This is a genomic window from Amycolatopsis australiensis (assembly GCF_900119165.1).
In the GTDB taxonomy this organism is placed as follows: domain Bacteria; phylum Actinomycetota; class Actinomycetes; order Mycobacteriales; family Pseudonocardiaceae; genus Amycolatopsis; species Amycolatopsis australiensis.
The window spans coordinates 2,613,866-2,638,659 of record NZ_FPJG01000006.1 but is presented as its reverse complement, the minus strand read 5'-3'; the positions used below and the strand labels follow the sequence as shown (position 1 = coordinate 2,638,659).

The 24,794-nt window shown below is 71.9% G+C and carries 29 protein-coding genes; 11 read left to right on the top strand and 18 right to left on the bottom strand.

Features of this window, described 5'->3' with window-relative positions; translation table 11 throughout:
• Window positions 1-112: 112 nt before the first annotated feature.
• From BT341_RS14035 to BT341_RS14025, 3 genes are read left to right on the top strand one after another with little or no spacing between them, the layout of a single operon-like run.
• Window positions 113-2,161: an ATP-dependent DNA helicase gene (locus BT341_RS14035; RefSeq protein WP_072476725.1), complete on the top strand. Its 2,049-nt coding sequence runs from the start codon at window positions 113-115 to the stop codon at window positions 2,159-2,161.
• Between the two features lie 58 nt (window positions 2,162-2,219).
• Window positions 2,220-2,561 carry a hypothetical protein gene (locus tag BT341_RS14030; RefSeq protein ID WP_072476724.1) on the top strand — a complete coding sequence of 114 codons (342 nt, stop codon included), beginning with the start codon at window positions 2,220-2,222 and terminating at the stop codon, window positions 2,559-2,561.
• A gap of 1 nt (window position 2,562) precedes the next feature.
• Entirely contained in the window at window positions 2,563-2,844 is a 282-nt protein-coding gene (locus BT341_RS14025; protein ID WP_072476723.1) for a hypothetical protein, read from the top strand.
• On the opposite strand, the gene BT341_RS14020 is transcribed toward BT341_RS14025, so the two are convergent.
• The 4 genes from BT341_RS14020 to ctaD form a co-directional block, all read right to left on the bottom strand.
• Window positions 2,804-3,205 (bottom strand): OsmC family protein, encoded by a 402-nt coding sequence (locus tag BT341_RS14020; protein ID WP_072476722.1) that lies wholly within the window; start codon window positions 3,203-3,205, stop codon window positions 2,804-2,806. The genes BT341_RS14025 and BT341_RS14020 overlap by 41 nt on opposite strands.
• Window positions 3,206-3,221: 16 nt before the next feature.
• Window positions 3,222-4,001: a peptidyl-tRNA hydrolase gene (locus BT341_RS14015; RefSeq protein WP_072476721.1), complete on the bottom strand. Its 780-nt coding sequence runs from the start codon at window positions 3,999-4,001 to the stop codon at window positions 3,222-3,224.
• The gene (gene serB, locus BT341_RS14010; protein WP_072476720.1) at window positions 3,998-5,227 is read right to left on the bottom strand and encodes a phosphoserine phosphatase SerB; all 1,230 of its coding nucleotides are present in this window, start codon (window positions 5,225-5,227) and stop codon (window positions 3,998-4,000) included. Before serB ends, BT341_RS14015 begins: the two co-directional genes overlap by 4 nt.
• Window positions 5,228-5,343: 116 nt before the next feature.
• Window positions 5,344-7,131, bottom strand: coding sequence for an aa3-type cytochrome oxidase subunit I (gene ctaD / locus BT341_RS14005; RefSeq protein WP_072476719.1), 1,788 nt, complete (start codon window positions 7,129-7,131; stop codon window positions 5,344-5,346).
• Between the two features lie 136 nt (window positions 7,132-7,267).
• Between ctaD and BT341_RS14000 the strand changes: the two genes are divergently transcribed.
• Window positions 7,268-8,080 carry a phosphotransferase enzyme family protein gene (locus tag BT341_RS14000; protein ID WP_072476718.1) on the top strand — a complete coding sequence of 271 codons (813 nt, stop codon included), beginning with the start codon at window positions 7,268-7,270 and terminating at the stop codon, window positions 8,078-8,080.
• On the opposite strand, the gene BT341_RS13995 is transcribed toward BT341_RS14000, so the two are convergent.
• Window positions 8,068-8,829, bottom strand: a complete 762-nt coding sequence (locus tag BT341_RS13995; protein WP_072476717.1) for an alpha/beta fold hydrolase — start codon at window positions 8,827-8,829, stop codon at window positions 8,068-8,070. The genes BT341_RS14000 and BT341_RS13995 overlap by 13 nt on opposite strands.
• On the opposite strand from BT341_RS13995, the gene BT341_RS13990 reads away from it, so the two are divergent.
• Complete coding sequence (locus tag BT341_RS13990; RefSeq protein ID WP_072476716.1) at window positions 8,828-9,367, top strand: GNAT family N-acetyltransferase; 540 nt, start codon at window positions 8,828-8,830, stop codon at window positions 9,365-9,367. The genes BT341_RS13995 and BT341_RS13990 overlap by 2 nt on opposite strands.
• 34 nt (window positions 9,368-9,401) lie before the next feature.
• Here the strand turns inward: BT341_RS13990 and BT341_RS13985 are convergent, their stop codons facing one another.
• The 3 genes from BT341_RS13985 to BT341_RS13975 form a co-directional block, all read right to left on the bottom strand.
• Window positions 9,402-9,707 carry a hypothetical protein gene (locus BT341_RS13985; RefSeq protein WP_072476715.1) on the bottom strand — a complete coding sequence of 102 codons (306 nt, stop codon included), beginning with the start codon at window positions 9,705-9,707 and terminating at the stop codon, window positions 9,402-9,404.
• 99 nt (window positions 9,708-9,806) lie between these two features.
• Window positions 9,807-10,664 carry an NAD/NADP octopine/nopaline dehydrogenase family protein gene (locus BT341_RS13980; RefSeq protein WP_245804963.1) on the bottom strand — a complete coding sequence of 286 codons (858 nt, stop codon included), beginning with the start codon at window positions 10,662-10,664 and terminating at the stop codon, window positions 9,807-9,809.
• A 315-nt stretch (window positions 10,665-10,979) separates the two neighbouring features.
• Window positions 10,980-12,104, bottom strand: coding sequence for an alkaline phosphatase family protein (locus BT341_RS13975; RefSeq protein ID WP_072476714.1), 1,125 nt, complete (start codon window positions 12,102-12,104; stop codon window positions 10,980-10,982).
• Window positions 12,105-12,149: 45 nt separating this feature from the next.
• On the opposite strand from BT341_RS13975, the gene BT341_RS13970 reads away from it, so the two are divergent.
• Entirely contained in the window at window positions 12,150-12,359 is a 210-nt protein-coding gene (locus tag BT341_RS13970) for an FmdB family zinc ribbon protein (protein ID WP_072476713.1), read from the top strand.
• Here the strand turns inward: BT341_RS13970 and BT341_RS13965 are convergent.
• The gene (locus tag BT341_RS13965) at window positions 12,356-13,474 is read right to left on the bottom strand and encodes a trans-sulfuration enzyme family protein (RefSeq protein WP_072476712.1); all 1,119 of its coding nucleotides are present in this window, start codon (window positions 13,472-13,474) and stop codon (window positions 12,356-12,358) included. The two genes, BT341_RS13970 and BT341_RS13965, sit on opposite strands and share 4 nt — an antisense overlap.
• Before the next feature lie 59 nt (window positions 13,475-13,533).
• On the opposite strand from BT341_RS13965, the gene BT341_RS13960 reads away from it, so the two are divergent.
• Complete coding sequence (locus tag BT341_RS13960; protein ID WP_072476711.1) at window positions 13,534-14,010, top strand: Lrp/AsnC family transcriptional regulator; 477 nt, start codon at window positions 13,534-13,536, stop codon at window positions 14,008-14,010.
• A 2-nt stretch (window positions 14,011-14,012) separates the two neighbouring features.
• Here BT341_RS13960 and BT341_RS13955 read toward each other — a convergent pair whose 3' ends face one another.
• Complete coding sequence (locus tag BT341_RS13955) at window positions 14,013-14,537, bottom strand: P-loop NTPase family protein (protein ID WP_072476710.1); 525 nt, start codon at window positions 14,535-14,537, stop codon at window positions 14,013-14,015.
• Complete coding sequence (locus tag BT341_RS13950) at window positions 14,521-14,985, bottom strand: Lrp/AsnC family transcriptional regulator (protein WP_072476709.1); 465 nt, start codon at window positions 14,983-14,985, stop codon at window positions 14,521-14,523. Before BT341_RS13950 ends, BT341_RS13955 begins: the two co-directional genes overlap by 17 nt.
• Window positions 14,986-15,077: 92 nt before the next feature.
• Between BT341_RS13950 and BT341_RS13945 the strand changes: the two genes are divergently transcribed.
• The 4 genes from BT341_RS13945 to BT341_RS13930 all read left to right on the top strand — a co-directional run bounded on the left by BT341_RS13945 (window position 15,078) and on the right by BT341_RS13930 (window position 17,357).
• A complete protein-coding gene (locus tag BT341_RS13945) occupies window positions 15,078-15,917 on the top strand; it encodes an LLM class flavin-dependent oxidoreductase (RefSeq protein ID WP_072476708.1) in 840 nt (279 codons plus the stop codon).
• On the top strand, window positions 15,914-16,342 hold the full coding sequence (locus BT341_RS13940; RefSeq protein WP_072476707.1) for a nucleoside deaminase: 429 nt from the start codon (window positions 15,914-15,916) through the stop codon (window positions 16,340-16,342). The genes BT341_RS13945 and BT341_RS13940 overlap by 4 nt, the downstream gene beginning before the upstream one ends.
• Window positions 16,339-16,749 carry a tRNA (N6-threonylcarbamoyladenosine(37)-N6)-methyltransferase TrmO gene (tsaA, locus tag BT341_RS13935; RefSeq protein ID WP_177328800.1) on the top strand — a complete coding sequence of 137 codons (411 nt, stop codon included), beginning with the start codon at window positions 16,339-16,341 and terminating at the stop codon, window positions 16,747-16,749. The genes BT341_RS13940 and tsaA overlap by 4 nt, the downstream gene beginning before the upstream one ends.
• A gap of 419 nt (window positions 16,750-17,168) precedes the next feature.
• Complete coding sequence (locus tag BT341_RS13930; RefSeq protein ID WP_072476706.1) at window positions 17,169-17,357, top strand: hypothetical protein; 189 nt, start codon at window positions 17,169-17,171, stop codon at window positions 17,355-17,357.
• On the opposite strand, the gene BT341_RS13925 is transcribed toward BT341_RS13930, so the two are convergent.
• The 7 genes from BT341_RS13925 to BT341_RS13895 form a co-directional block, all read right to left on the bottom strand.
• A complete protein-coding gene (locus tag BT341_RS13925; protein ID WP_072476705.1) occupies window positions 17,358-19,127 on the bottom strand; it encodes a 3-hydroxyacyl-CoA dehydrogenase family protein in 1,770 nt (589 codons plus the stop codon).
• Between the two features lie 120 nt (window positions 19,128-19,247).
• Window positions 19,248-19,919 (bottom strand): dihydroxyacetone kinase phosphoryl donor subunit DhaM, encoded by a 672-nt coding sequence (gene dhaM, locus BT341_RS13920; protein WP_072476704.1) that lies wholly within the window; start codon window positions 19,917-19,919, stop codon window positions 19,248-19,250.
• Window positions 19,916-20,545 carry a dihydroxyacetone kinase subunit DhaL gene (gene dhaL / locus BT341_RS13915; RefSeq protein ID WP_072476703.1) on the bottom strand — a complete coding sequence of 210 codons (630 nt, stop codon included), beginning with the start codon at window positions 20,543-20,545 and terminating at the stop codon, window positions 19,916-19,918. The genes dhaM and dhaL overlap by 4 nt, the downstream gene beginning before the upstream one ends.
• Window positions 20,545-21,546, bottom strand: coding sequence for a dihydroxyacetone kinase subunit DhaK (gene dhaK / locus BT341_RS13910; protein ID WP_072476702.1), 1,002 nt, complete (start codon window positions 21,544-21,546; stop codon window positions 20,545-20,547). The genes dhaL and dhaK overlap by 1 nt, the downstream gene beginning before the upstream one ends.
• Before the next feature lie 67 nt (window positions 21,547-21,613).
• Window positions 21,614-22,618 carry a DUF3558 domain-containing protein gene (locus BT341_RS13905; protein WP_245804961.1) on the bottom strand — a complete coding sequence of 335 codons (1,005 nt, stop codon included), beginning with the start codon at window positions 22,616-22,618 and terminating at the stop codon, window positions 21,614-21,616.
• Window positions 22,619-22,665: 47 nt separating this feature from the next.
• Window positions 22,666-22,950 carry a hypothetical protein gene (locus BT341_RS13900; protein ID WP_072476700.1) on the bottom strand — a complete coding sequence of 95 codons (285 nt, stop codon included), beginning with the start codon at window positions 22,948-22,950 and terminating at the stop codon, window positions 22,666-22,668.
• A 13-nt stretch (window positions 22,951-22,963) separates the two neighbouring features.
• Window positions 22,964-24,661 carry a sodium:solute symporter family protein gene (locus BT341_RS13895; RefSeq protein WP_072476699.1) on the bottom strand — a complete coding sequence of 566 codons (1,698 nt, stop codon included), beginning with the start codon at window positions 24,659-24,661 and terminating at the stop codon, window positions 22,964-22,966.
• Window positions 24,662-24,794 lie beyond the last annotated feature (133 nt).

Genomic DNA, 24,794 nt, shown 5'->3' with positions numbered 1-24,794 from the left:
CCCCTTCGCCGTGTGCGGCCGTGCTCCCCCGCCGGCCGCCCGGAGCGGCGCGAGTGGCCCGTTCGCGACGGATCACCGATCCTGTCGGCCCCGGCGGCTAATGTGTGTCGCTGTGCCCGCCCGAACCGATTTCCCCGGCGTCCTCGAACTCCTCACCCACGCGGTGGAGTCCGTGGGCGGTGCCGAACGCCCAGGGCAGGTGAAGATGGCCGAGGCCGTCGGCCGCGCCATCCGCACCGGCGAGCACCTGGCCGTCCAGGCCGGGACCGGCACCGGCAAGTCGCTGGCCTACCTCGTCCCCGCGATCCGCCACGCCGTCGAGAAGGAAGCCACGGTCGTCGTCTCCACGGCGACGATCGCGCTGCAGCGCCAGCTCGTCGACCGCGACCTCCCGCGCCTGGCGAAGGCCCTGAAGAAGCCGCTCGGCCGCGAACCGACCTTCGCGATCCTCAAGGGCCGCCGCAACTACATGTGCCTGCACCGGCTGGACTCCGGCGCGCCGGACGAGCCGGAAGACGCCCAGCTGTTCGACCCGTTCGCCGTGTCGCGGCTGGGCAAGGAGGTCACGCGGCTGCGGGAGTGGGCGTCGGACACCGAGACCGGCGACCGCGACGAGCTCGTCCCCGGCGTCTCCGACCAGGCGTGGCGGCAGGTTTCGGTGACGGCGAAGGAATGCCTCGGCGCTTCGCGCTGCCCGATCGGCACGGACTGCTTCGCCGAGCGCGCCCGCGCCGAGGCCGGCCGCGCCGACGTCATCGTCACCAACCACGCGCTGCTGGCGATCGACGCGCTGCAGGGCTACCAGGTGCTGCCGGACCACGACGTCGTGATCATCGACGAGGCACACGACCTCGTCGACCGGGTCACCTCGGTCGCCACCGGCGAGCTGACCAGCGCGATGTGCGCGGCGGCCGCCCGCCGCTGCGGCAAGCTGATCGACGCCGACATCGCGGACCGCCTGCTGGAGGCGGGTGACGGCCTGGCGCTGATCGTCGACGACCTGCCGCCCGGCCGGATGGACGAGCTGCCGCGGCCGCTGCGGGGCGCGATCCCGGCGATCCGCGACGCCGCCCACGCGTGCATCACGGCGCTGGGCTCCGACCGCAAGGAGGACGTCGAGGAGGCCACCGCGCGCAAGCTGGCGCGTTCACTGCTCGACGAGGTGCACGACACCGCGGTCCGGCTGCTGGAGGCGTTCGAGGAGGACCAGGCGCACCAGCGCGACGTCGTCTGGCTCTCGGGTGACAAGTTCGCGTCGAACCCGCGGCCGCCCGCGCTGAAGGTGGCGCCGCTGGGCGTGGCCGGGCTGCTGCGCGAGCGCGTGTTCAACCAGCACACGACGATCCTCACGTCGGCGACACTGACCCTGGGCGGCACGTTCGACACGATGGCGCGCCAGTGGGGCCTGCCGCCGGGCGCGGCCCGCGTCGAGCAGGCGCCGGGCGCCGCCACCGAGAAGGAAGCGCCGTCCGACGACTCGGGCCCGAAGTGGACCGGCCTGGACGTCGGCTCGCCGTTCGACCACCGGCGCAACGGCATCCTGTACCTGGCCAAGCACCTGCCGCCACCGGGCCGCGATGGGCTCATGCCGTCCACAATGGACGAACTGGCCGAGCTGATCGAGGCCGCGGGCGGCCGCACGCTGGGGCTGTTCTCCTCGATGCGCGCGGCCAAGCAGGCGGCCGAAGAGATGCGCGAGCGGCTGGACTTCCCGATCCTCTGCCAGGGCGAAGACGCGACGTCGCTGCTGGTCCAGAAGTTCGCCGAGGACGTCCGCACGTGCCTGTTCGGCACGCTCAGCCTCTGGCAGGGCGTCGACGTGCCCGGCCCGTCGCTGCAACTGGTGGTGGTCGACCGGATCCCGTTCCCGCGCCCGGACGACCCGGTGTCCTCGGCGCGCCAGCGCGCGGTGGAAGCCCGCGGCGGCAACGGGTTCCTCACCGTGGCGGCCACGCACGCGGCGCTGCTGCTGGCGCAGGGCACCGGGCGGCTGCACCGGTCGGTCACCGACCGCGGCGTGGTGGCGGTCCTGGACTCCCGGCTGGCGAACGCCCGCTACGGCGGCTTCCTGCGGGCGTCGCTGCCGCCGTTCTGGCCGACGATGGACCCGAAGGTGGTGCGCGACGCGCTGCGCCGGCTGGACGCAGCCGCGCCCGCGTGACGCGGTCCACGGCCGCGCCCGGTACGGTGAACCCACCGACGCAGCAAGGGAGCACCGGTTGACCCAGGATTCGTCCAGCGCTCATTCCCGGACCGTCACGGTCGACGACGACGGCGTGCGGCGGCGCCTCGCGGACGGCAGCGAAGAGGCCGTCACGTGGACCGAGCTGTCGTCGGTGATGGTCCGCGTCATCCCCGACGGTCCCTGGAACGAAGACGTCTTCTTCATGCTGGTGGGCACCGACGGCAAGGGCACGGCGGTCCCGAGCGGCGACCCGGCGGCCGACGCGCTGATCGAGCGCCTGCAGTCACTGCCCGGCTTCGACAACGAGAAGTTCATCGAGGCCATGACCACCGACGCCGACCAGGCCTACGTCGTCTGGGAATCCGGCAAGAACTGACATGCGCTGCCCGGTCTGCGGTGCCGAAGACAGCCTCAGCCCGCTCGGCGACCTCGACGTCAAGTGGGACGAGATCCGGCTCCGGTTCGCGCGGCCCGACCTGCTCGACGCCCGCCCGGCCTTCTTCGCGAGCCGGGGCCGGGCCTGCCGGTCGTGTGGTGTGCTGCTGCCGTTCCTCAACGGGAAGCAGCTCGAGGAGCTCCGCGAGGAGTTCGACGAGCTGATCCCCGTCGCGCCGGACCCTAAACCGGGAACTCTTCCGTCACCGGAATGCCCTTCTTGAGCGTCCGGCTCACCGTGCAGAGGCGTTCGATCGCGCGATCCACGGCGCCGGCGAGTGCTTGCCGCTGATCCGCCGGCAATGTCGACACGTCGACGTCGAACGCGACGTGCACGGCGTCCAGCTCCGAAGCGCCCTCGCGGCGGTCGGCGCTGACCGTGACGCGGAACTTCGCGTCCTCGCCGACCCGCCGCGTGATCAGCTCTTCGGCGGTCACCGCGCTGCAGCCTGCGGCCGCGATCTGCAGCAGCTCGGCGGGCGAGAACGCCCCTTCGGCGCCCGTCCGGCCCAGCCGGACCTCCGCGCCCCGGTCGTTGCGGCCGACGAAGGCGTGCTGCCCGTCCCGCTGTACTTCGAGTCCCATGCCCGCTCCAACCGGCTCAGGAAGCCGCTTGTTCCGGCTCCCACTGGGCAAGAACGGTGATCGTGCCCGGGTCGACTTCGGTGAACCCGGCGTCCCGGACGGCGATGACTCGGTCGCGCCGCCACGCCCCCTCGGGGTCGTCGCCGGGGTGCAGTTCCTTCCACCGCGCCTCGCTCGCCGGCCGCACCGCGGTCCGGTAGCCCCGCGCGGCCCAGTCCGCCCGGTCGGCGTCGCCGAGCAAGGCGGCCAGGATCATGGTGGCGTGCCCGACCTGCGCGGCAGCCTTGCCGACGGTCATCGGCGCGTGCGGGTTGAGCAGGAGCAGCGGCACGCCGTCCGGGATCGGGCCCGGCTCGTCCGGCGGCAGCTCGCTGCCCGAGATCTGCAGCCGCGCGACCTCCTTGGGCGTCTCGGTGACCAGGCCGGGCACCAGGGCCCGCGCCTCGGCACCGTCGATCTCGACAGTGACGCCGGGCAGGTCCTGCACGGCCGCCCAGTGCGCGCCGCGCGCCCGCCGCGCGACCTTCCGGATCCGGTTGTCGAGCCACGCGTGCATCGGCTCGGCCCACTCGCCGCCGGGCGCGGAACGGTCGTCGAGGCAGACCGCCAGCGCGGCCGCCGCCGCGGCTTCGAGCAGCGGCGTGCGGCCGGGCGGCTCGGCGCGCTCGATCCGGAGGATCACCGGCATCGCCCGGACTTCCCCGGGCAGCTCGTCGGAGGTGTCCGAGGTGTCTTCGGCCGGAAGCCCCAGCCAATAGGCGTAGCGGGCGCCCAGGGGGTCGAGAACGCTGCTCACGGACGCATCAGCTCGAGCCCGTCGGCGGCGTCGGCCGCTTCGACCTCCGCGCGGGTGAGGCCGAGCACGAACAGCACGGCGTCCAGGTACGGGTGCGAGAGCGCGGTGTCGGCCACCTCGCGCAGCGCGGGCTTGGCGTTGAAGGCGACGCCCATGCCGGCTGCCGACAGCATGTCGATGTCGTTGGCGCCGTCCCCGACCGCGACGCACTGCTCCAGCGGGATGTCGTACTCGTCGGCGAAACGGCGAAGCACCTTCGCCTTGCCCGCGCGGTCGACGACGTCGCCGACGACGCGGCCGGTGAGCTTGCCGTCGACGATCTCGAGGTCGTTGGCCACCGCGAAGTCGAGGCCCAGCTCCGCCACCAGACCACCGATGACCTGGGTGAACCCGCCGGACACCACGCCGGTGCGGAAACCCATCCGCTTCAGCGTGCGGATCGTCGTGCGCGCGCCCGGGGTCAGCTCGATCGACGCGGCGACCTCGTCGATCGCCGTGGCCGGCAGGCCCTTCAGCAGCGCGACCCGCCGCTCCAGGGACTCGGTGAAGTTCAGCTCGCCGCGCATGGCGGCTTCGGTGATCTCGCGGATCTCCGGCTCGACCCCGGCGTGCACGCCGAGCATCTCGATGACCTCGCCCTGGATGAGCGTCGAGTCGACGTCGAAGACGACCAGCCGCTTGGCCCGGCGCGTGATCCCGGCGCGCTCGACCGCGATGTCGACGCCCGCCTCGACCGCGGCGTCGGCGAGCTCCGAGCGCAACGCGGCATCGGCTTCGGCCGTGTCCTGGTCGACCGAGACGTACAGCTCCAGCCCGGTCACCGGGTAGTCGGCGACGCTGCGGATCGTGTCGATGTTGGCGCCGAGCGACGCCAGCCGCCGCGCGACCTCCGAGAAGCCCCGCGCGGTGACCGGACGGCCCAGCACCACCAGCACGTGCGAGGAGTCGCGGCGGCCCAGCGCGAACGGGTCGTCGCCGATCGCCGACCCGATCTTGACCTCGACCTGCATGCCGACGGACGCCATGGCCTGCTCGACCGACTCCTGCAGGCCCTCCGGGTCGCGGTACACGCCGGCGAGCACGCCGAGCACGAGCTGCCCGCGGATGACGACCTGCTCGACGTCGAGCACGTCGACGTCGTGCCGGGTCAGCACGGCGAACAGCACGGACGAGACGCCCGGCTTGTCGGGGCCGGTCGTCGTGATCAGGACGGGCGTCTGGCTCACTGGTCATCCCTCGGTCGGCAACGCTGCACGATCAGTCTGCCGGTCCGGGCTCGGACATAAATAGAGCGCGTGCCCGGCTTCACATCAGCCGGGCACGCGCTCACTCGTTCAGGTTCCTACTTGTCGCCCTGCTCGCTCGCGTTGTCGCGGGAGTGGTCCCCCGGGATCACCGCTTCGGTAAGCACCTGCGACGGGGCGGCGTGGCTGTTGACCTTCTGCTTCCCGAAGAAGCCGATCTCGCCCTCGTTGTGGATGCGCTCGATCATGTGCGGGTAGTGCAGCTCGAACGCGGGCCGCTCGGAACGGATCCGGGGCAGCTCGGTGAAGTTGTGCCGCGGCGGCGGGCAGGACGTCGCCCACTCGAGCGAGTTGCCGTAGCCCCACGGGTCGTCCACCGTGACGATCTCGCCGTACCGGTAGCTCTTGAAGACGTTCCAGATGAACGGCAGCGTCGAGGCACCGAGGATGTACGCGCCGATCGTCGAGATCGTGTTCAGCGTCGTGAAGCCGTCGCTGGACAGGTAGTCGGCGTACCGGCGCGGCATGCCCTCCGCGCCCAGCCAGTGCTGGACGAGGAACGTCATGTGGAAGCCGATGAACGTGGTCCAGAAGTGCCACTTGCCGAGCTTCTCGTCCATCATCCGGCCGGTGATCTTCGGGAACCAGAAGTAGATGCCGGCGAAGGTGGCGAACACGATCGTGCCGTAGAGCACGTAGTGGAAGTGCGCGACGACGAAGTAGCTGTCCGACACGTGGAAGTCGATCGCCGGCGCGGCCAGCATGATGCCGGTCAGGCCGCCGAAGAGGAACGTGACGATGAAGCCCATCGAGAAGATCATCGGCGTCTCGAAGGACAGCTGGCCCTTCCACATCGTGCCGATCCAGTTGAAGAACTTGATGCCGGTCGGGACGGCGATCAGGAACGTCATGAAGGAGAAGAACGGCAGCAGCACGGCGCCGGTGGCGTACATGTGGTGCGCCCACACCGCGACCGAGAGGGCCGCGATCGCCAGCGTCGCCCAGACCAGGCTCTTGTAGCCGAACAGCGGCTTGCGGCTGAACACCGGGAAGATCTCCGACACGATGCCGAAGAACGGCAGCGCGACGATGTACACCTCGGGATGGCCGAAGAACCAGAACAGATGCTGCCAGAGGATCACGCCGCCGTTTTCGGGGTCGAACACGTGCGCCCCGAGGTGCCGGTCCGCCAGCAGGCCCATCAGCGCCGCGGTCAGGATCGGGAAGGCGAGCAGGATCAGGATGCTCGTGACCAGGATGTTCCAGGTGAAGATCGGCATCCGGTACATCGTCATGCCCGGCGCGCGCAGGCAGACCACCGTGGTGATCATGTTGACCGCGCCGAGGATGGTGCCGAGACCACCGATCACCAGGCCGGAGATCCACAGGTCCGCGCCGACGCCGGGCGAGTGGATCGCGTCCGACAGCGGGGTGTAGGCGAACCAGCCGAAGTCGGCGGCGCCGCCCGGGGTCAGGAAGCCCGACATCACGATCAGGCCGCCGAACAGGTACAGCCAGTACGAGAACGCGTTCAGCCGCGGGAACGCGACGTCCGGCGAGCCGATCTGCAGCGGCAGGACGAAGTTCGCGAAACCGAAGAGGATCGGGGTCGCGTACAGCAGCAGCATCACCGTGCCGTGCATGGTGAAGAGCTGGTTGTACTGCTCCTGGGACAGGAACTGCTGCCCGGGCCGCGCCAGCTCGCTGCGGATGAGCATGGCCATCGCGCCGCCCGCCATGAAGAAGGCGAACGACGTGACCAGGTACATGATCCCGATCTGCTTGTGGTCCGTCGTGCGGAACAACCGCAGCAGGTACGAACCCTTAACCGACTCGCGCGCGGGATACGGGCGCGTGGCGATCGGCTTGGGGGCTACGGCCGTCACTCCTGCCTCCAACACTGCAACCTTGGGGTGGTCATCGTCCGGCCGCCGGGGTTCGGGCGGACCCGGTCTCGGTGGCTCAGGGGGATCGTAGCCCTCGCTACCGACAGTCGCGCGCACCGGCTGGCAAGATCGGCGCGTGACCGACGGATACACGCGTACCGCGGTGCGGGCGGTACGGACCGTGGCCGCCCGGCTCGGTCTGGCCGCGCGCGACCCCGAGGTGCTGCACGAGCGCTCGAACGTGCTGGTGAGGCTGGGTCCGCTGGTCGCGCGGGTGCCGGGGACGACCCGCCTGGCGCGGCCCGGCGCGGCCTGGCAGGAGCGGGACGTGGCGGTGTCGCGGTTCCTCACCGAACGTGGTGTGCGCGTCGTCTCACCCAGCACGGACCCGGAGGCCGGACCCCATTTCGCCGGCGGTCTTCCGGTCACTCTCTGGCACCACATCCCGCACGATCCGGACCACCGGTACGCACCGGACGTCGTCGCGCGGTCGCTGGCCGAGGTGCACGCGGCGGTGCGGGACTACCCGGGCGAACTGCCGCGGCGCGGCCCGCTCGAGGACGTCGCACGGGTCCTGGACCGGTACGACCCGGACCCGCGGCTGCACGCGGAGGCGGCCCGGATCGAAGCGGCGTTGCCGGACGTCGCCGCGCAGCCGCTGCACGGCGACGCGCACCCCGGCAACCTGATCGCCACCGAAGCCGGGCCGTGCTGGCTGGACTTCGAGGACACCTGGCGCGGGCCATTGGCGTGGGATCTCGGCGTCCTCGCGAGCCAAGGCGGCGCGGAGTACCTCGCCGCCTACCCGGCCTCTGTCGACGAAGGGGTTCTTCGCGCTTATACGCAGTTGCGCGCGTTCTACGTCGTCGTGTGGCGTTTCGTGATCGCTCAACGCTTCCCGCACCGGCTCCCCGAAGCCCGTACGGCCCTCGCCGCCTACTTCTCGTGAGTCGCGGGGTACCAGGAGAGGATCGCCTCGACCACGCCCGCGGGATCTTCCAACGGGGTCAGATGCCCGGCTCCCGGCAGCACGACGAGCGTCGACCCGGCCATGACCTCGGCCATCGCGCTCGCCGCCGCGACCGGGGTGATCGCGTCCTCTTCGCCGACGATGACCAGCGCGGGGACGGCCGTACGACGCAGGAGATCGAGGGAGTCCGGGCGGTTCCGCAGCGCCAGCGCCGTCCACGAGACCCCGGCGGCCGGCTGCGACTCGATGATCTCCCGGACGGTCTCGACCAGCTCGGGTCGCCGCGTGCGCGTGGCTTCGGCGAGCAGGTTGGGCAGGTTGGCCTCGGCCAGCCAGCTCCCGGTGCCCTCGCGCTCGGCGCGGGCCGCGACGTCCAGCCTGCTCTGCGCGGCCTCCGGCGTGTCGGGCGCGGCCTTGGTGTCGATGAGGACGAGCCCGCCGACCCGCTCCGGCGCCAGCCGCAGCACGGCCATCGCGAGGTAGCCGCCCATCGAGCAGCCGCCGAGGACGACGCGGTCCAGCTCCAGCCGGTCGAGCAGGGCGACGACGTCGCGCGCGGCGTCTTCGAGGCTCGGTTCGCGATCGGACTCCGGCAGCGGCGAGCGGCCGAGCCCGCGCTGGTCCGGGGTTATCACCCGGACGCGTGACGCGAGCGGCTCCCGCACCGCGTTCCACATGCGGGAATCCAGGGGGAAGGCGTGGAGGAGGACCAGCGGCAGTTCGGTCATGCGAGCCATTTTGTCGGACCCCCGCGCTAGCTTCGCCCCTGTGTTCACCGACATCGAAACCGACCGGCTGCTGCTGCGTCCGCTCCACGAGGCGGACCGGCAGGCGATGGTCGACATCCACACCGACCCGCGCACCAACCGCTTCCACCCCGACCCGCCGGACGTCCCGCGCGCGTCGGCGATGTTCTTGGACTGGCTGGCGCACTGGGCCGAGCACGGCTTCGGCTACCCCGCGGTGCTCGAGCGCGGCGGCACCGAGGTCATCGGCATGTGCGGGGTGCGGCTGCGGGAGTTCCACGGCGAGAAGGTGCTCAACCTGGGCTACCGGTTCCGGCCGTCCGCGTGGGGGAAGGGCTACGCGGTCGAGGCGGGGCGGGCGGTGCTGGAGTGGTGTGCCCGCGAGCTGCCGACGCTGCCGGTGGTGGCGAGCGTCAGTGTGGAGAACAAGCCGTCGCTGCGGGTGGCGGAGCGGCTGGGCTTCACCGAGTACACGGAGGAGATGTACGACGGCGCCATGTCGCGGCACTACCGGCGCTGAGCCGGGCGTTGTTTGAAAACTTCAGAGAGAAGCGTCACCAGCGGCGGTGCGGCCGGCGCCGGGCCCTGGCCTCCCAGCAGGCGCGGTGCCAGTGCCGCCGGTCGGCGACGGAGCCGGTCTCGTCGGCGGGCCAGACGACGACGTGCGGCGTGCCGGGCCGGATCTCGTGGTCGCAGCCGGGACAGCGGTAGAACTTGGTGGCCTGCGAGCCGGGCACGCTCCGCACGAGCCAGTCACCGTCGGCCCCGGACTCGGCCCGCGCCCACCCGGTCGCGGCACCGAGATCGCGTTCGGCGGGCCCGCCGGCCTGCCGGCGCCCGGGACGGTTGCGTCGAGGCACCCCCGAACGGTATCCGCCCCGGGAGGCAGACGATCCGACCGCCCAGCCGCCCCGGCAGATGCGAGCCAACCTCCAGTCACAGGTGATGCCCGCAACGGCTCAAGCCGCGCGGCCGCCGGCCCGGTCGCCCGCTTCCAGCCGGCGCAGGATCCCCGCGTGGCCGAGCCCTTCCCAGCCGAGGCGGGCCGGCGTCCGGCCGGTCCGGTGGAAGTCCTCACCCCCGAGCACGGACATGATCGTGATCGCGGCGTCCACCATCGGCGTGGCGGTCCCCGCGCGCCGCGCGAGTGCCTGCGGCGGCACGAGGGTCGAGCGGATGTCCTCGGCGAGGAAGCGGTGGTCGAGGCTGGTCGGCGTCGCGATCGTCCGGTACGGCTCCACCAGCCGCGACGCGTCCAGCGGCGTCGTGGCCGGGCAGCCGTAGTAGTGGTCGAGGACCTCCGTCGTGGGCAGCAGCCGAGCGCCGTACGCCCGCGCGACGACCGCGAACTCGGCCTCGGTCCGCTCCGGCAACGCGATCGTGCGCGGGGAAACGCCTTCGACGTAGAAGAGCAGTTCCTCGGCGCGGTCGATGGTGCCGAGGTTGGCCAGTGCGATCGGCACGTGTGCGACCGCGCCGAAGTCGTGCAGGCCCCGCTCCACCGGGTCGGCCGCCACCTCCGGCATCGGGAACCAGTCGCGCGACAGCCCGGCGTGCCGGGCGACGGCGGCCGGGCCGCTGCCGGAGATCAGGTTCCAGCCCTTGGTGCCGAGCACTGTCACCCCGCCGGTGCCGGACGGCCGCGCGGCGAACAGCGCGTCGGTCTCGACCACGTCGACGTCCCCGGCCCCGGCGGCCGCCAGCGCGTGCGCGAACTCGACGCTTTCGCACAGCTTGCTCGAGAACAGCACCACCACCTGCCCGCCACGCAGGTGCGGCGCCAACCTCCCGGCGGCCTCCGGGTACGCGGTGGTCACGGGTCGCGATCACCACGACGGCACGCCCACCCAGCCCGGCGGGGTCCGCGCTCACCTCCCGCAGCGGGAACCGTCCGTCGAGCACGCCGGGCGCGACGATCTCCCGGCGGCGCGCGATCTCCCCCCACTGCCCCGGGATCCCGCGTGTAGAGGTGCACCGGCAGGCCCCCGCGCGGCGAGATAGGCCGCGACGGCCCGCCCTCGCCGCCGGCTCCGATGACCCCGGCCCCGTCCAACCCGCTCATCCGGCCCACCCCCGTCACTCGGGTACGCAGTGGACAGGCCGGCACCGGAAAGCAGAAAGTTCCGGACGGATCAGCCCTGGGCGAGGGCGAGCGGCACCAGCTGCTCGGCGGTGGTCAGCGACCCGTGCTGGCCGATCAGCGACGTCTCCACGGCTTCGGCGAGCCCGCGCACCATCCCGAACCGGTCGCGGGCCGCGGCGACGACGTCGCCGATCCGCGGCAGGATCCGGTCGCTGACGGTGTGCCCGAACCACCCCTCGGCGACGGCCTCCTCCCGCGAGCGCACCCACGCCCGCTCGCCGAGCACCGCCCGCCAGGCCGCGAGGACGTCCGCGGCCGCGCCCGGCTCGGTGTAGACGTGCCGGGCCCGGACCTCGCCCCCGAACGCCCGGACGCCTTCCAGCAGCTCTGGAACGTCCTCGAGGTCGAGCTTGTCGTCGACGGTGATCATCCCGTGGTCGGCCACCACCGCGAGCAGCGCGCCGGACGGCAGACCGTCCACAAGGGACTCGACGAGCCGGTCGACCTGACGCAGCTGCATCCGCCAGGCGGCCGAACCGGGGCCGTACACATGGCCGAGCAGGTCGAGGTCGCTGTGGTAGGCGTAGCAGAACGCCCGCCCGCCGAGCACCGACAGCGTCCGCGCGGCGAGGTCGCCGAGGGCGTGCACGCCGGCGTACCGCGCGCCGCTCTGGGTGGCACGGGTCAGCGCCGTGTCGGCGAACTTGGCCGACGACACGACCGCGGCATCGATGCCGGCCTCGGCGGCCCGCTCGAAGGTCGTCGGCAGCGGCTGGACTTCGCGGGGCGGGAGGACGCCGCGGAGGTCGCCGCCGTCGTCGTGACTGCACCAGCGCAACGCGTTGAGCACGCCCGCGCCGGGCATCTCGAACGTGTAGCCGACCATGCCGTGCTCGCCCGAGGCGAGCCCGGTGCCGATCGCGGCGACGCCGGCGGCCGTCGTGGACGGGAATCCGACGCGCAGCGGCTCACGCGCGAGCTCGGTGAGCACGGGCGCGTCTCCGGCGTGCTCGGCGAGCAGCTCCCAGCCGAGCCCGTCGACAAGCAGGACACCGGCACTGCGCGCTTCCGGCAGGGCGAGGGTGTTGCCGCAGCCGGGCACGCCGAGCGCGGCCAGCAGGGACGGGACGACCTGGCCGAGGTGCGGGATGTCGGCGAGCGAAGGCGGCTGCACGCGCCCAGCTTCCCATCACCGGCGCCCTCCGGCGATAATCGCACCATGCCGACCTACGCCTACCGCTGCCGCGAGTGCACCGAGACCTTCGAGCTCCTGCGCCCGATGAGCGAATCCGGTGCGCCGGCGGCCTGCCCGGAGGGGCACACCGACACCGTCAAGCTGCTGACCACCGTCGCCCTGACCGGGGCCGCGAGTGGTCCCGCGGTCCCGGCCGGCGGCGGTGGCTGCTGTGGCGGCGGCTGCTGCGGTTAAAGCGCCTTCAACGCCTGTTCCAGGTCGGCCCACAGGTCCTCGACGTCCTCGAGGCCGACCGACATGCGGATCAGCTGGTCCGACACGCCCGCGCCGTGCCGGTCGCCTTCGTCGACGATCCGGTGGCTGATCGAGCCCGGGTGCTGGATCAGCGTGTCCACGCTGCCGAGGCTGACGGCCGGCGTGATCAGCCGGACCGCGCCGATCAGGGCGTGCGGGTTGCCGTCGACCTCGAACGCCACCAGCGGCCCGCCCAGCCGCGGGTAGTGGACGGCCGTCACGGCCGGGTGGCCGGCGAGCCGCGAGGCCAGCGTCGCCGCCGTCGCCGAAGCCGCGTTGACGCGCAACGGGAGCGTGGAAAGCCCGCGCAGCAACAGGTAGCCGGCGAGCGGGTGCAGCACGCCGCCGGTGGCGAAGCGGATCTGCCGCAGGCGGGCGGCCTCCTCGGCGTCGCAGGCGACGATCCCGCCCATCACGTCGCCGTGGCCGCCGAGGAACTTCGTCGCGCTGTGCAGCACGATCCGGGCGCCGTGGCGGCCCGGGCGCTGGAGCACCGGCGTCGCGAACGTGTTGTCCACCAGCAGCGGCACGTCCCCGCAGGCGGCCGCCAGCTCGGCGATGTCCACCTCGGCGAGGGTCGGGTTCGCGGGCGTCTCGACGAACACCAGGCCCGTGTCGGGCCGCAGCGCGGCGGCGACCCCGTCCGGAGCCGCCCAGGTGACCTCGGTGCCGAGCAGGCCGGACTCGAGCAGGTGGTCGCTGCAGCCGTACAGCGGGCGCACGGCGACGACGTGCCGTTTTCCTTGCGCCACCGCGGAAAGCAGGCAGGCCGAGACGGCGGCCATGCCGCTGGCGAACGCGACGCCGTGCTCGAAGCCTTCGAGTTCGGCGAGCGCGCGCTCGAACCGCTCCACGGTCGGGTTGCCGACGCGGCCGTAGATCGGCGGGCCGTCGAGTTCGGCGCCCGCGGCGAAGTCGTCGATCCGGGCGGCTTCGGCGGCGCTGTCGCGGGAGGGGTAGGTCGTCGACAGGTCGAGCGGCGCCGCGTGCAGGCCGAGATCCGTGAGATCGTCACGGCCGGCGTGGACGGCGCGGGTGCGCAGCGAGGAAGTCATGCCTGGCATGGTCGGGCTTTCACCGGAACGAGAGCAACAGCTTCGGATATCATTCGGCGATGTCCGCTTCTGTCGAACTGAGTCCGGTGGATCTCGAAATTCTGCGGCTCCTGCAGAACGATGCCCGGATCACCAACAAGGACCTGGCGGCAGCGGTCGGCCTCGCGCCGTCCACGTGCCTGGACCGCGTCGCGCGGCTACGGGAGACGGGCGTGATCACCGGCCAGCACGCCTCGGTCGACGCGGCGAAGCTCGGCCGGCCGCTGGAGGCGTTCCTGTTCGTCCAGGTCCGGCCGCACCGGCGGCCGCTGGTGGACGCGTTCGTCGAGCACCTGCTGTCCCTGCCGGAGGTCCGCGCGGTCTACCACCTGACCGGGCCGGACGACTTCCTCGCCCACGTCGCGACCAGTTCGGCCGGCGAGCTGCAACGCCTGGTCCTCGACGAGCTGACCGCCCGTGACGAGGTCGCCCGCGTCCACACGAACCTCGTGTTCCAGCACTGGAGCGGCGGGCCTCTGCTCCCGCCGGGAGCCTGACGTCACAGCGTCGCGAGCCAGCGGCGCGTCTCGCGCGGCGAGGTCAGCCGGACGATCTCCGGACCCGGTGATTCGGCGGCCCACGCCCGGATCCGGGCCCGCGTGACCGCGAAAGACGCGAAGTGCCAGCGGATGATCGAATCCGCCGAGAACATCTGGCGAAGGGACTCCACGTTGCCGTTGCAGACCGGCTTGCGCGTGACAGCGCGGGCCACCGTCCGGCGGAGCAGGCGGCTGAGCGAAAGCCGGCGCGGGTAGTCGAGGCCGACGACCAGCTGCGTGCGGGCGAACACGATGTCCCGCCACTTCCCGTAGGCGGCGTCGAGGACCCAGCGCTCCCCCGCGCACACCTCGGTGATCCGGCGCCGCTGCTCCGCGTCGGGCACCGGGACCCAGCCCGGCTGCCAGCTGAGGTCGTCGGCCGAAACGTACGGCAGGCCCGTGCGCGCGGCGATGGCCGCGGCCAGGGTCGACTTGCCCGAGCCGGTCACGCCGTAGACGACGATGCGGTCAGGCGTCGAGGTCACGGGCGGGTTCCTGCGGTCCGCGGTAGGGCAGGGTCTGGCTGTAGACGACGTTGGTCGTCGTGCTGCCGAACTGGGCCAGCTCGTCCATGGTGCGCTCGAGGTGGGCCATCGAGGCGGCGGCGACCTTGAGCGTGTAGCAGTCGTCGCCGGTGGTGCGCAGGCATTCGAGGATCTCGAAGCGCTCGCCGAGCAGCTTGTGCAGGGCCTCGTGCCGGCTGCCGGGGTACTTGAGCCGGACGACGGCGAGCACCGGGTAGCCGACCTTGCCGAGGTCGATGTCGGCGCGGTAGCCCGTGATCACGCCCGCGGCCTCCAGCCGCCGGAGCCGTTCGGTGGCGGCGGACGCGCTCAGGTTCACCCGGCGGCCCAGCTCGGTGAGCGGCAGCCGGGCGTCGCGCTGCAGCTCGACCAGGATGGCCCAGTCCGTCGCGTCGAGACTCTCGGTCATCCGGCGAATATACCGTGGGATTCACGGCGGAAAAGCGGGAACGCCGTGATCATCGCCTTCCGATCAGGGCTTTGACCTCGATAGCCTTCCCGGTGAAGATCGGCGTCAACGTCCCCAACTTCGGTCCCGGCACGGACCCGGGCGTGCTGCGCGCCTGGGCGCAGACGGTGGAAGGCCTCGGCTTCGACCTGCTGATGGTGTCCGACCACGTGGTGATCACGCCCGACGTCGCCGGTCAGTACCCGGCGCCGTTCTACGAGCCGTTCACGACGCTGTCCTGGCTGGCCGGCGTCACCACGCGGGTGCGGCTGGGCACCACGGTGCTGGTGGTGCCGTACCGGCATCCGCTGCTGGTGGCCCGGATGGCGGCGAACCTCGACGCGCTCAGCGGCGGACGGCTGGTGCTCGGCGCCGGCGCCGGCTGGGCGAAGCAGGAGTTCGCCGCGCTGGACGTGCCGTTCGAGCGGCGCGGGAAGCTTACGACCGAGTACCTGCGAGCGATCCGCGCGGCGTGGGCCGACCACGACGACTATCGCGCCGGCTCGATCCCGCTCTGGCTCGGCGGGCGCAGCGATGCGGCACTGCGCAGGGCGGTGGAACTCGGCGACGCGTGGCATCCGCTGCGGATGACGATGGCCGAATTCGAAGAAACGCTGGCGCGCCTGAAAAGCCTGGCCGGCGACCGGCCGGTGCCGTCGTTCGCGCCGCGGATCCTGCTGCGCGTGACCGGCGAACCGGTGACCGGGCCGGACCGGCGGGCCGGCGAAGGCACGCTCGACCAGGTCCTCGACGACTTGGCGCGGCTGCGGGCGCTGGGCGCGGACACCGTCGTGCTCGACCCGTTCGATGCGGACCCCGCGGAGACCCTCCACCCGGAGGTGGCGTGGCGGGACCTCGCGGCGGTGGCCGCGTCCTGGAAGGAGAACCGGTGAAGGACACCGAAGAAGCCCTGCTGCGGCGGGCGATCGAACTCGCGCGGGAGGCGCGCGAGGAGTACGGCAACCCGCCGTTCGGCTCGCTGCTGGCGGACGCGGACGGCAAGATCATCGCCGAGGACCGCAACACGTCGTTGACCGACAACGACATCACGGCGCACCCGGAGCTGAAGCTGGCGCGCTGGGCGGCACAGCACCTGGACCCGGAAGCCGCGGCGGCGGCGACGATGTTCACCAGCACGCAGCCGTGCGGCATGTGCACGGGCGCGATCGAGCGGTCCGGGCTCGGCCGCGTGGTCTTCGCGCTGTCGACGGAACAGTTCCTGACGCTGCGCCCGCCGATCACGTGGGGCGGCTACCAGCTGGAGGGGCCGGCCCTGTTCGACGAGGCCCGCGTCCCGGTGGAGGGGTACTACACGTGACGGCGTACGAAGTGCGGCCGGTGGCCCGGGTGGAGTCGGCCCTGACGGACCGCGCGAAAGCCCCGAAGCAAGGCGACGAGGGAGCCCCACCGGCCCGCCTGGTGTTCGAGCAGGAGTACCACCCGGCGGCGGCGGACCTCGCCCCGGGCGACCGCCTGGTGGTACTGACGTGGCTGCACGAAGCCGACCGCGACGTCCGGAAGGTCCACCCGCGCGGCGACCGCGAAAGGCCGAGCACCGGCGTGTTCTCGACGCGGTCCCCGGACCGCCCGAACCCGATCGGCCTCCACACGGTAACGGTGACGGCGGCCGGCAAGGGCGTGCTGACGGTGACGGGCCTGGAAGCGATCGACGGCACCCCGGTGCTGGACGTCAAGCCGGTCCTGGGCGAGCCGGCCGAGCGCTGAGCGGACCGATCACGATCCGACATCGCGGTGACAACCGCCGTCGGCAGGGCGACCTCTTTCGCACGGATGAAGCAGGCCGACCGTGTCGGAGGAGCCGCGATGACCAGCGGGTTCGAACCAGCACCGACCACCCCGTTGGCGCCGCCGCCCCCGCCACCGGTACGTACCAGGACGAACCCCTGGCATCTCGTGCTCGCGGCCGCGGGCGGGGCGGCCTTGGCCAGCGCCTTGTGGGCCGGCCTGGATCTGTCGCATTCCGGCGCGCCGGCTGCGCCGGCCGGGGAGTCGTTCGATCTGCGCGGCACCTTCACCCTGAACGGCGGCGGGTACGGCTACAACGCCTGCGGCGGTTCCGGGGGGGGGGCTACTCGGACATCGCCACCGGCACCGCGGTCACCGTCTACAACGCCGCCGGAACCGTGCTGTCCCAAGGAGCACTGGGAACGGGGCACCCGACCGGCGGCGGCAGCTGCGTCTTCTCGCTGTCCGCGCCGAACGTCCCGGCCGGCGAGAAGTTCTACCTCGTGGAGGTCTCCCACCGGGGCCGGATCATGGTGCAGCCCGAGGACGCGCGAAACGGCAACGTCGCACTCAGCCTGGGGAACTGATCAGTAGTCCTTGAAGCCCTTGCCCGTCTTCCGGCCCAGGCGGCCGGCCGTGACCAGGTGCTCCAGCAGGGGCGCCGGGGCGAAGCCCTCCTCGCGGAACTCGTTGTACAACGTCCGCTGGATCGCCAGGGACACGTCCAGGCCCACCACGTCCAGCAGCTCGAACGGGCCCATCGGCAGGCCGCAGCCCACCTTCATCGCCGTGTCGATGTCGTCCGCGCCCGCGTAATGCGCCTCCAGCATCTTCACCGCGTCGTTGAGGTACGGGAACAGCAGCGCGTTGACGATGAACCTCGCCCGGTCTCCACAGTGGACCGCGTGCTTGCCGGCCGCCGCGCACACCGCGCTCGCCGTGGCCAGCACGTCCGGGGCCGTCGCGATCGTCGACACCACCTCCACCAGCTTCATCACCGGGGCCGGGTTGAAGAAGTGGAGGCCGACCACGTCGGACGGGCGGGACGTCGCCGCCGCGCACTCGATCACCGGCAACGACGAGGTCGTCGTCGCCAGGACCGCTCCCGGCCGGACCACCTCGTCCAGGGCCGCGAACACCGCCTGCTTCACCGACAGCTCCTCGGCCACCGCCTCGACGACCAGGTCGACGTCGGCCAGGGCCTCGAACTCGGTGACCGGGGTGATCCGCGACAACGCCGAAGCAGCGTCCTCTTCGGACAGCTTGCCCTTCACAACCGCCTTGTCGAGGGACTTCTTCACGCGAGCCACCGACGCCTGCGCCTTGTCCAGGCTCCGGGCGCGCAACACCACGTCGAGACCACGCTTCGCGAACACCTCAGCGATGCCGGTGGCCATCGTCCCCGTGCCGACCACGCCCACCCGCGACACCGGACGCGGCGGCACGGAGTCCACAATGGACGACGTACCCGCGGCGGTGACCACGTTCGGCGAGTCCGGCGCGTCGTAGGTGTAGAAGCCGCGGCCGGTCTTGCGGCCCAGCAGGCCCGCGGTGATCATCTGCTTCAGCAGCGGCGCCGGCGCGTGCAGCCGGTTGCGGGACTGGTGGTACATCGTGTCGAGGATTTCGTACGCCGTGTCCAGCCCGATCAGGTCGAGCAGCGCGAGCGGGCCCATCGGGTAACCACAGCCGTAGCGCATCGCCGCGTCGAGGTCCTCGCGCGTCGCGTAGCGCTGCTCGTACATCCGCACCGCGTGGTTGAGGTAGCCGAACAGCAGCGCGTTCGCGATGAACCCGGCGCGGTCGCCGATCACCACCGGCACCTTGCCGAGCCGCTCGGCGAACCCCACCGCCTCGGTGACCACCTCCGGCTCGGTCACGACCGTCTTCACGATCTCGACCAGCTTCTGCACCGGCGCCGGGTTGAAGAAGTGCATGCCGACGACCTTGCCCGGCCGCGCGGTGTGCACGCTGATCTCCGTGATCGACAGCGACGACGTGTTGGACGCGAACACGACCGACGGCCGCGTGATCTTGTCCAGCTGGGCGAACACGTCCGCCTTCAGCTCCAGGCTCTCCGGGATCGCCTCGACCACCAAGTCCACTTCGGACAGATCCGAGAGCGAGGTGCTGTACCGGATCCGGCCCAGCAGCGCGTCGCGGCCGGCGGCGTCCAGCTTGCCGCCGGCGAGCGCGCGCTCGGTGGAGTGCTCCAGGTGGCCGCGGCCGCGGGCGACGCCGGCCTCGTCGAGCTCGACCGTGACGACGTCGAGCCCGCTGCGCGCGAGCACTTCGGCGATCCCGGCCCCCATCGTGCCCAGGCCGACCACTCCGACCGTCGAGATGTCCCGCGCCATCGTGGCCTCCGAAGAAGTTACTCGCTGGTAATTGGCCCCGATGCTGCCACACGGAACCGCCGGAAGCCCACACGGAATCGAGTCAGAACCCCGCAAGTCACCCGGTCGGCCACCCGTGCGTCACTCGCCGAAATCGCTGTCCACCAGCTCTTTTGCCTTGTCCAGCGCGGCGGACGCCTGCGGGCCGCGCGCCCGCACGCGGATCCGGTCGCCCTGGCGGGCGCCGAGTGACATCAGCGCCAGCACGCTGTGCCCGTCGGCCTCCTGCTCGCCCAGCCGGACGGTGACCTCGGCGTCGAACGAGCTCAGCGCCCGCACCAGCACCGCGGCCGGCCGCGCGTGCAGGCCGACCTCGTTGTGCAGCACCAGCTCGATTTCCTCGCCGTCGCCCGCCGGTTCGGCCGGGGCCAGGTCCTCGGGCAGCCCGGCCGCCGCGGCGGCCTCCGCCACCGCCTTGCGGTCCTTGCCCGCCTGGGCCGCGACCGCCGCCGCGATCGCGCCCTCGACCAGCGGGCCGTCCGCGACGACGGCGGCCGAGGGGTCGGCCAGCGACTCGACGGCCAGCTCGGCGGTCATCTGCGCGCTGCCGAGGTCGTACAGCAGCACGACCCCGGACCCCGACTCGGCGCGCTGGGTCGCGGCGACGACCTCGTCGTAGTCCGTGCCGATCGAGCCGTCGGAGAGGCCGCCCGCCGCCACGATCGTGACGTCCGGGGCCATCTGGGCGGCCAGCTCGGCCAGGCCTTCGGCGAGCTTGGCGCTGTGCGAAACGAGCACGATCCCGACGCTCACCGGGCCGCCTCCGCGAACGCGCGCAGCAGCAACGCCGACGACCGCGCGCCCGGGTCCATGTGCCCGACCGCGCGCTCGCCGAGGTAGGACGCCCGGCCCTTGCGCGGTACCAGGTCCATTGTGGACTCGGCGCCGCGGTCGGCCGCGTCGGCCGCCGCGGTCAGCACCGCCGCGACGTCGCCGCCGTCCCCGGCCGCCTGCTCCGCGGCCGACAGCGCCGGGATCAGGGCGTCGACCATGGTCGCGTCACCGCCGACGGCCTTCCCGCGGGCCTGCACGCCTTCGAGCGCGGCGCGCAGCGCTTCCAGCAGCGCCGGGACGTCGAGGTCGTCGGCGTTGCCCAGCTTGGCCGAGGCACGCAGGAAAGCCGTCCCGTACAGCGGGCCGGCCGCGCCGCCGACCTTGGAGATCAGCGTCGTCGCGACGAGCTTCAGCACCGCGCCCGGCGTCTCCGGCGGGGCCGCGTCGAGCGCCGCGACGACGGCCGCGAACCCGCGGTTCATGTTCTCGCCGTGGTCGCCGTCGCCGATCGCGCGGTCGAGGTCGACCAGCTCGGCGCGGTGCTCGGCGACCACCGCCGCCGCGGCGCGCACGGCGGCGGCGACACCTTCGGCCTTGCACGTCATCAGAGCCCCCAGCGCAGGGCCGCGGTGTTGACCGGCGCGTCCCAGAGCTCGGTCAGCTCGTCGTCCAGTTTGAGCAACGTCAGACTCATCCCCTGCATCTCGAGGCTGGTGATGTACGGGCCGACCAGCCGGCGTTCGACCACGATCCCACGCTCGGCCAGCAGCCGCTCGGCGATGCCGTGGGCCAGGTACAGCTCGACGAGCGGGGTACCGCCCATCGAGTTGGTGAACAGCAGCACCCGGTCGCCGGACTCGAACGGCAGGTCGGAGACGATCGCCTCGACCATCCGGGCCACCAGCGCGTCGGCCGGCTCGGCCGGGATCCGCTCGCGGCCGGGCTCGCCGTGGATGCCGATGCCGAACTCGATCTCGCCGTCGCCGAGCTCGAAGCTGGGGGTGCCGGCGTGCGGGACGGTCGGCGCGGTCAGCGCGACGCCGATCGACCGCACCTGGCCGATCACCTTCTCCGCCAGCGCCGTCACGGTGTCGAGCGAGTCGCCGCGCTCGGCCGCGGCGCCGGTGATCTTCTCCAGCAGCACCGTGCCGCCGACCCCGCGGCGGCCCGCGGTGTAGGTCGAGTCCTTGACCGCGACGTCGTCGTCGATCACGACACTGCGCACGTCCAGGCCCTCGGCGGCGGCCAGCTCGGCGGCCGTCTCGAAGTTCAGCACGTCACCGGTGTAGTTCTTCACGATGAGCAGGGCGCCCGCGTCGCCGGTGGTCGCGGTGACGGCGGCCTGCACGGCGTCCGGCGTCGGCGAGGTGAACACCGCGCCGGGCACGGCGGCGGCGAGCATGCCCCGGCCGACGAAGCCGCCGTGCAGCGGCTCGTGCCCGGATCCGCCGCCGGAGATGACGGCGACCTTGCCCGCGACCGGCGCGTCGGCCCGGACCACGACGTCCGGGTCGTACTGGACGCGCAGGATGTCGGCGTGCGCGGCGGCGAGCCCCCGCAGCGACTCGGCGACCACGTTCGCCGGATCGTTGATGATCTTCTTCACGGCAGCCTCCGGCACATCGGCGGGTGGGGTGCCCCCTTCCTACCTTCCCGCGCGGCCCGCCGCCAGGTCAGGGTTTCGGGAGCTTCGTGACCACGTTCTTCGCGACGGTGACGGCCTTGCCGCACGGGTCGTCGGCCTTCGGCTCCGCCGCGTAGCTCTCGTAGTCCACTTGGGCCAGCTCGACGTCGTCGCCCTGCCACGGCCGGTGCTGCCACTGGACCGTGCACCGCGACGCGCTGGTGCTCTGCTGCTTCTGGTAGCCCGTCACGCCGTTGCCGAGGTCAACCTTGGCGTAACCGTCGCCGACGACCGGGGGCAGGCCCGGCAGGAACCCGACGGTCACCGCCGGGTCCGTGCCGTTGCTCTTCCACGCGCACGCGTGCAGGCCCGCGGGCCCGGACTTCGCCGACGGCACGACGGTGGAGACCACCGAGGTGTCGGCCATCGCGCACGGGTCGGCGGTCAGCACCGTCCCGGGCGGGGTCGGGTACTTCTCCGGCGAGTTGTGCAGCTTCTGGACGACGGCGTCGATCAGCGTCTGCCCGGGACGGCAGGGGTCGCCGGCGTAGGTCACCGACACCATCAGCGCCAGGTCCGGGTTCAGCGAGGTCATCGCCGCGACCGTGCAGCTGGTGTCGTCGGTCTTGTTGACGCGCACGGGCAGCCCGCCGGCCTGGCCGGCGGTCTTGTCCGGCGGCGGCAGGAACGTGTTGCCGACGTCGAACTCCAGCCGCAGCTCCTTGCCGCCGGGGTCCTTCACCTTGTTGCTGCAGGTCTCGAAGGCGACCGACGACGGCGACGGGTCGTCCTCGACCGTGCCGAGCCCGAGCGCGCCGAGGGCCTCCTTGGTGAGGAACTGGCACGGCTTGACCGTCCGCAGCACGTTCGCCGCGACGGCGGCGTCGGTGATCGGCCCGTCGGCGACCTGGCCGCTGCCGGCCGCCGCGGGCACCGTCGTCCGGGCGAAGTTGGACTTGCCGAGGTCGGGCCCGCACGCGGTCAGCGGCAGCGCGAGGGCGGTGACCAGCAGGAACAGCTGCGGCAGACGGCGGCGTCGAACATCAGGGAGCACGCGGAGCACGGTAGCGGCAGGCGAACGCCGCTGTCCGGACAACCCGGCTATTCGCCCGCGGCGGGCGGTGTGTCGCCGCTCTCCGGCTCGGCCGGCACGACCAGGGGCCGGGCCTTGGCCCAGATGACGAACAGCGCGGCGACCACCAGCATGCCGATGCCCGCCCAGAGGTTGATGTTCGTGCCCGCCGCCTTCGCGATCTCCTCGTCGGAGGTGAACGCGGCACCCATGATCGTCAGGATGATCCCGTAGACGCCGATCAGCAGGGCGATGATCATCCGGATGTCGAACGCGCCGGCCTTCTTCGACCGTGGTGCGGACTCGGTAGCCATTCCGTCGGACCTCCTAGAAGATGGCGTTGAGCGCGATGGTCAGGATGAGCACGATGCCCGCGAGCAGGCCCGGCTTGCGGTACCAGCCCGCGTTCTCGCCCGTGTCGTCGTGGCGCCGGGTTTCCTTCGGGGTGAGCGAGTAGACGAGCCCGACCAGCTCCTCGTCCGGCTTCGGCCGGGTCGCCAGCGACACCGCGACGCTCACCACGATGTCGAGGACGAACGCGGTCCCGGCGGCGACGAAGCTCACGCCCTGGCCCTCGAGACCGATCACCCCGAGCTTCGACAGGGCCCAGACGGTGATCGCGGACGCGGTGCCCAGCACCAGGCCGATCCAGCCGGCGGCCGCGGTCATCCGCTTCCAGAACATGCCGAGGATGAACGTCGCGAACAGCGGCGCGTTGAAGAACGAGAACAGGTCCTGCAGGTAGCTCAGGATGTTGCCGGAGTTCGACGCGATGAACGCGGTGCCGATCGCGGCGATCGTGCCGACCGACGTCACGACCCGGCCCAGGTTCAGGTAGAAGTGGTCCGGCTTGTCCTTCTGGACGTAGGTCTGCCAGATGTCGTAGGTGAAGACCGTGTTGAACGAGCTCAGGTTGGCCGCCATGCCGGCCATGAAGGAGGCCAGCAGGCCGGCGATGGCGATGCCGAGCATGCCGTTGGGCAGCAGGTCGCGCATCAGCAGCAGGAGCGCGTTGTTGAACGTCACCCCGCTGGGCGCGGTGCCGCCGTCGAGCAGGATCTGCTTGTCCCGGACGTACTCCGAGACGCTCACCGCGGCGATCATGCCGGGGATGATGACGATGAACGGGACCAGCATCTTCGGGAACGCGCCGATGATCGGCGTGCGCCGCGCCGCGGACATGCTCCTCGACGCCATCGCGCGCTGGACCTCGACGAAGTTCGTCGTCCAGTAGCCGAAGGAGAGGACGAAGCCGAGGCCGAAGACGATCCCGAGGATCGACAGGATGTTGTTGCCGAAGCCGGTCAGGTTGTCACCGGGCCACGAGTGCAGCTGCGCCGACCCGCCGGGGCTGTTGGTGACCTTGTCGACCAGGCCCTGCCAGCCGCCGACCTTGACCAGGCCGACGACGGTCAGCGGCACCAGCGCGATGACGATCACGAAGAACTGCAGGACCTCGTTGTAGATCGCCGCGGACAGGCCGCCCAGCGCGGTGTAGGAGAGCACGATCGCGGCGGCGACGATGATCGACACCCACAGCGGCCAGCCGAGCAGCAGGTTCACCACGCTGGCCAGCAGGAAGAGGTTGGCGCCCGCGATCAGGATCTGGGCGGCGGCGAAGCTGATGCCGTTGACGAGGTGCGCGACCGGGCCGAAGCGCCGCCGCATGAACTCGGGGACGCTGCGGACCTTCGAGCCGTAGTAGAAGGGCATCATCACGATGCCGAGGAACAGCATCGCCGGGATGGCGCCGATCCAGAAGTAGTGCACGGTCGGCAGGCCGTACTGGGCGCCGTTGGCCGACATGCCCATGACCTCGACCGCGCCGAGGTTCGCCGAGATGAACGCCAGGCCGGTGACCCACGCGGGCAGCGAGCGGCCGGACAGGAAGAAGTCGAGGCTGCTCGACACCTGCCGCCGCGCCAGGTACCCGATGCCGAGCACGAGGACGAAGTAGAACGCCAGCTCGATGTAGTCGATCGCGCTCGCGTCGAGCCGCAGGTTCGCATCCGCTAGGACCAGCACCCGACCCACCTCCGGCAGTACTTTTCAGACAGGACAACATCCGACAGGAATCACCATCATCCTGTCGGATCCGGACAGTACTGCATGGATTCAGGGTCGGCACGCTGACGTGTCCAAAGTGGCCGGAGAGCGC

What these genes read in the sequence shown, in the direction of transcription:
- BT341_RS14025 (WP_072476723.1), top strand. Translation starts at nt 2,563, where the DNA reads ATGCGCTGCCCGGTCTGCGGTGCCGAAGACAGCCTCAGCCCGCTCGGC.
- BT341_RS14020 (WP_072476722.1), bottom strand. Translation starts at nt 3,205, where the DNA reads ATGGGACTCGAAGTACAGCGGGACGGGCAGCACGCCTTCGTCGGCCGC.
- BT341_RS13990 (WP_072476716.1), top strand. Translation starts at nt 8,828, where the DNA reads ATGCGAGCCATTTTGTCGGACCCCCGCGCTAGCTTCGCCCCTGTGTTC.
- BT341_RS13995 (WP_072476717.1), bottom strand. Translation starts at nt 8,829, where the DNA reads ATGACCGAACTGCCGCTGGTCCTCCTCCACGCCTTCCCCCTGGATTCC.
- BT341_RS13970 (WP_072476713.1), top strand. Translation starts at nt 12,150, where the DNA reads ATGCCGACCTACGCCTACCGCTGCCGCGAGTGCACCGAGACCTTCGAG.
- BT341_RS13965 (WP_072476712.1), bottom strand. Translation starts at nt 13,474, where the DNA reads ATGACTTCCTCGCTGCGCACCCGCGCCGTCCACGCCGGCCGTGACGAT.
- BT341_RS13960 (WP_072476711.1), top strand. Translation starts at nt 13,534, where the DNA reads ATGTCCGCTTCTGTCGAACTGAGTCCGGTGGATCTCGAAATTCTGCGG.
- BT341_RS13950 (WP_072476709.1), bottom strand. Translation starts at nt 14,985, where the DNA reads ATGACCGAGAGTCTCGACGCGACGGACTGGGCCATCCTGGTCGAGCTG.
- BT341_RS13925 (WP_072476705.1), bottom strand. Translation starts at nt 19,127, where the DNA reads ATGGCGCGGGACATCTCGACGGTCGGAGTGGTCGGCCTGGGCACGATG.
- dhaL (WP_072476703.1), bottom strand. Translation starts at nt 20,545, where the DNA reads ATGACGTGCAAGGCCGAAGGTGTCGCCGCCGCCGTGCGCGCCGCGGCG.
- BT341_RS13900 (WP_072476700.1), bottom strand. Translation starts at nt 22,950, where the DNA reads ATGGCTACCGAGTCCGCACCACGGTCGAAGAAGGCCGGCGCGTTCGAC.